The following is a 1,021-nucleotide window of genomic DNA, read 5'->3' as shown; positions in this document are numbered from 1 at the left end:
ACTGGCGAACCAGCGAGGGCCGAGGCCCCCGCTCATTCTGACGTCGATATTACTCGACGATTTTCGCCACGACGCCGGCGCCGACAGTGCGGCCGCCTTCGCGGATGGCGAAGCGCAGCTTCTCTTCCATCGCGATCGGCGTGATCAGCTCGACGTCCAGCTCGGCGTTGTCGCCCGGCATGATCATTTCCACGCCTTCCTTCAGGCGCACGATGCCGGTCACGTCCGTCGTGCGGAAGTAGAACTGCGGGCGGTAGTTCGTGAAGAACGGCGTGTGACGGCCGCCTTCTTCCTTGTTCAGGATGTAGGCTTCAGCCACGAACTTCGTGTGCGGGGTGATCGAACCCGGCTTGCACAGCACCTGGCCGCGCTCGACGTCTTCACGCTTGGTGCCGCGCAGCAGCACGCCCACGTTGTCGCCCGCCTGGCCCTGGTCCAGCAGCTTGCGGAACATTTCGACGCCCGTGCAGGTCGTCTTCTGAACCGGACGGATGCCGACGATTTCGACTTCTTCACCGACCTTGACGATGCCGCGCTCGACGCGACCCGTCACCACGGTGCCGCGGCCCGAGATCGAGAACACGTCTTCGACCGGCATCAGGAACGGCATGTCGATCGGGCGTTCCGGTTGCGGGATGTAGCTGTCGACCGCCGCCATCAGCTCCAGGATGCGCTCTTCGCCGATCTGCGGGTCGCGGTCTTCGACGGCGGCCAGGGCCGAGCCCTTCACGACCGGGATGTCGTCGCCCGGGAACTGGTACGAGCTGAGCAGCTCGCGCACTTCCATTTCGACCAGCTCCAGCAGTTCCTCGTCGTCGACCATGTCGACCTTGTTCAGGAACACCACCAGGGCCGGAACGCCGACCTGACGCGACAGCAGGATGTGCTCGCGGGTCTGCGGCATCGGGCCGTCAGCGGCCGAGCACACCAGGATCGCGCCGTCCATCTGGGCGGCGCCCGTGATCATGTTCTTCACGTAGTCGGCGTGGCCCGGGCAGTCCACGTGCGCGTAGTGACGGTT

The 1,021-nt window shown here is 65.2% G+C and carries 1 protein-coding gene; it reads right to left on the bottom strand.

Translation table 11 applies throughout. The features are described from left to right. Positions 1 to 49 precede the first annotated feature (49 nt). A partial coding sequence (gene tuf, locus D1604_RS15000) for an elongation factor Tu (RefSeq protein ID WP_119413935.1) occupies positions 50 to 1,021 on the bottom strand: 972 nt, incomplete at its 5' end.

The organism is Brevundimonas sp. LPMIX5, assembly GCF_003576505.1.
GTDB lineage: Bacteria > Pseudomonadota > Alphaproteobacteria > Caulobacterales > Caulobacteraceae > Brevundimonas > Brevundimonas naejangsanensis.
This window is presented reverse-complemented; position numbering and strand designations above follow the sequence as displayed.